This window comes from Megasphaera sp. DJF_B143, from assembly GCF_900320625.1.
Lineage (GTDB): Bacteria > Bacillota > Negativicutes > Veillonellales > Megasphaeraceae > Megasphaera > Megasphaera hexanoica.
The window spans coordinates 1-2,699 of the sequence record NZ_ONTA01000181.1; the positions used below are offsets into that span (position 1 = coordinate 1).

The 2,699-nt window shown below is 50.8% G+C and carries 5 protein-coding genes; all 5 read left to right on the plus strand.

What is annotated here, in order from left to right:
- The first annotated feature begins 5 nt into the window (after window positions 1–5).
- Window positions 6–173: a MetQ/NlpA family ABC transporter substrate-binding protein gene (locus DBO31_RS05485; RefSeq protein WP_255413330.1), complete on the plus strand. Its 168-nt coding sequence runs from the start codon at window positions 6–8 to the stop codon at window positions 171–173.
- 436 nt (window positions 174–609) lie between these two features.
- Entirely contained in the window at window positions 610–948 is a 339-nt protein-coding gene (locus DBO31_RS05490) for a hypothetical protein (protein ID WP_150824640.1), read from the plus strand.
- Window positions 949–1,044: 96 nt separating this feature from the next.
- Window positions 1,045–1,242 (plus strand): hypothetical protein, encoded by a 198-nt coding sequence (locus DBO31_RS05495; RefSeq protein WP_150824641.1) that lies wholly within the window; start codon window positions 1,045–1,047, stop codon window positions 1,240–1,242.
- Between the two features lie 31 nt (window positions 1,243–1,273).
- Complete coding sequence (gene trmB, locus DBO31_RS05500) at window positions 1,274–1,948, plus strand: tRNA (guanosine(46)-N7)-methyltransferase TrmB (RefSeq protein ID WP_075581940.1); 675 nt, start codon at window positions 1,274–1,276, stop codon at window positions 1,946–1,948.
- On the plus strand, window positions 1,932–2,699 hold a 768-nt coding region (locus tag DBO31_RS05505; RefSeq protein ID WP_159897770.1), incomplete at its 3' end, for an FtsW/RodA/SpoVE family cell cycle protein. The genes trmB and DBO31_RS05505, both read left to right, overlap by 17 nt.

The window sequence follows — 2,699 nt, forward strand, 5'->3', positions numbered from 1 at the left end:
ACCGTATCGCCACCGAAGACGATACCAGCCCCTATGTCAACGTCATCGCCGCCCGGGCCAAAGACAAAGACAACCCGGCATATCAGAAATTTGTCAAAGCCTTCCAGTCTCCGGAAGTCAGACAATACATCGAAGAAAACTTCAAAGGCGAGCTCCTGCCGGCCTGGAAGTAAGAGACAGCCCTTTCCTGTTCGTACGGGAAAGGGCTGTTGTTTGTAGGTTGGAAAAGATAGTTTAACGTTTGATGAAAAGGCCGCAGGCCGTCCGTCGAAGAGGGAAAGGCTGGCAGCTGGTGGCCAGTGATTAGTGGTTAGCAGGAAGGGCAGCAGTCATCAGTCATCAGCCAGTAGCCGGTTCGACGGACCGGGTATCTTTGCCGTCCCTGATAAGGGAAGGAGGGCCACGAAGTGGCGGAAGGGTTTTATTTCAATAGAGAGTTCATTATGAGTCCGATTGTCCGTTCGACGTGCAGCATCCTCGGACTCAGAAATTGGGGCTCATATGATAAAAAGGCCGGGCCCGATGGATTGACACATATGTTCGATGAAGGTATCATATTATGTAACAATACGAGTGATTGAACGGTTTACAGAATAGGAGGAGTGGCGTATGGGACGGTACAATGTAGCTGTCATTGGCAATCGTAAAAACATAATAGATAGGATGTGTGCATTAATACCGGATTATATTGACTATTTTGAGGAAGAAACTTGCCGTGTCATACGTGTCGTCGGAAGGCATACTATTATTTCCTGGCCTAAGTCAGGGAAAGCGAAGCAGATTGTACCCCTAGAAGAGCTGAATCCCCAGAATGAACATGAAAAATTGTACCTCGCGGCTGTGGTGGATCAATACGATAATTTTCTCATGGATGCTGACGATGGTAAGAGACGGCTGTTAGAAATGAATCACCGTGATTGGCTGTATGTGTTTGAATGTCATATGTAGAAACTTACTGATATATCCCTGATAATCATTTGCATATTTGGAAATGAGGTGACAGGTTTGGCGTTATGATGCAGGTCTTGTGGGGCTGCTCTGGAAGTGGTATTATTTATCGTATTGTTTCCCGTCCATGACATTATGAGTATTGCCTTTTCCCAGGTACGGGAGTTTATTGTGGGAACAGAGGGGAAAGGTCATGAGCATCTGACGCCTGCCTGCCGTCCCCGTCTTGACAGTGTCTTTTATATTACCTATAATAATACAAGTAAATTTATGTCTATGGCTGATTTCGTGTGATGGAATCAGCCTTTTTTAAAGGAGTTATGCTATGCGTTTACGAAGAAAACCCTGGATTGACGATGCCATCCGCGAGTATGATGCGTTTGTCCATCTGTCCGGAGCGGAGGAATATAAAGGCCGCTGGCGGTCTGTGTTTGCCCGCCCCGATGCGCCGCTCTGGGTTGAGCTGGGTACGGGAAAGGGAAATTTCATTTCCCAGATGGCCGTGCTGCACCCGGAGGTGAATTTTATCGGGATCGAGATCCAGACAGGGGTCCTGTATTATGCCGGAAAGAAATGCGCTGAAGCGGAAGTTTCCAATGTGCATCTGCTAAAGTATGATGTGGCAAAAATCGAGGATATCTTTGCTCCCGGTGAAGTGGACCGGTTTTTCATCAATTTCTGTGATCCCTGGCCCAAGTCGCGCCACGCCAAGCGCCGTCTGACGTACCGCCTGTTTCTGGACCGCTATGCCCGGCTGCTGGCTCCGGGAGGCATGGTATTGTTCAAATCCGATAATGCCGGTCTGTTCGATTTTACGCTGGAAGAATTCCGCCAGCGGAACTGGCCGTTGTCAGAGGTGACCTATGATCTGCATCATAGTGATATCGTCAATGAAGCGATGACGGAATACGAAGCGAAATTCAGTGCCAAAGGGCAGCCGATTTTCCATTGCGCCGCCACCCGCCCTGCGGAGGTGAAGGCTGATGAATCCGCACACTAAGGAGATGCGCCGCAATTTCTGGATGCTCCTCATTGCTTTTTTTCTGCTGATCATCATCGGCACGTCCAATGTGTTCAGTTCGACTTTTGTCGAGGATATGGCAGAAGGGGGCAGTGCCTACGGCCATCTCATCCGGCAGGGTGTGTATCTGTCCCTGGGGCTGGTACCGGCCTTGTTTGTCTACAAAAAGGACTATCATATGTGGAAGAAATGGTCGGTCCGCCTGTTCGTCTTTACGGTTATCCTGCTTGTCGCCGTGCTGGCGGCGGGAATCGTCGTCAACGGCGCCCGGCGCTGGCTCGGGGCAGGAGGATTTACCTTCCAGCCTTCGGAAATCGCCAAGCTGGTCGTCATCCTTTTTACGGCTGACAAGCTGGCACCACTGTGGGATAAGAAAGGCCATATCGAATTTTTCTCGCCCCTGTCGGCGTTTTTTCCGTCCCAAACAGGGAAAGAGCCGCGGTGGAAACGGATCCGCTTTGTGCCCCATCCGCTGCTGCTGCCGCCGCTTCTCCTGGGCATCCTCGTGTTCCGCCAGCCTGATGCCGGCACGGCTCTGGTTATTTTATTCCTGCCGCTTGTTATGTTCTGGGTGAGCGGAGCCAGTATCCTCAAGGCCAAGGTGCCTCTTCTGGCGACTCTTGCCGTAGGCATCGTGTACCTGCTCTCGGCGCCATACCGCATGAACCGCATTATTTCCTGGTATGATCCCTGGTCCTATGAAAAGACGCTGGGGTATCAGACCGTGCAG

Excerpts from the sequence above, each read along its gene's own strand:
- DBO31_RS05490 (WP_150824640.1), top strand. The coding sequence starts at position 610 with ATGGGACGGTACAATGTAGCTGTCATTGGCAATCGTAAAAACATAATA.
- trmB (WP_075581940.1), top strand. The coding sequence starts at position 1,274 with ATGCGTTTACGAAGAAAACCCTGGATTGACGATGCCATCCGCGAGTAT.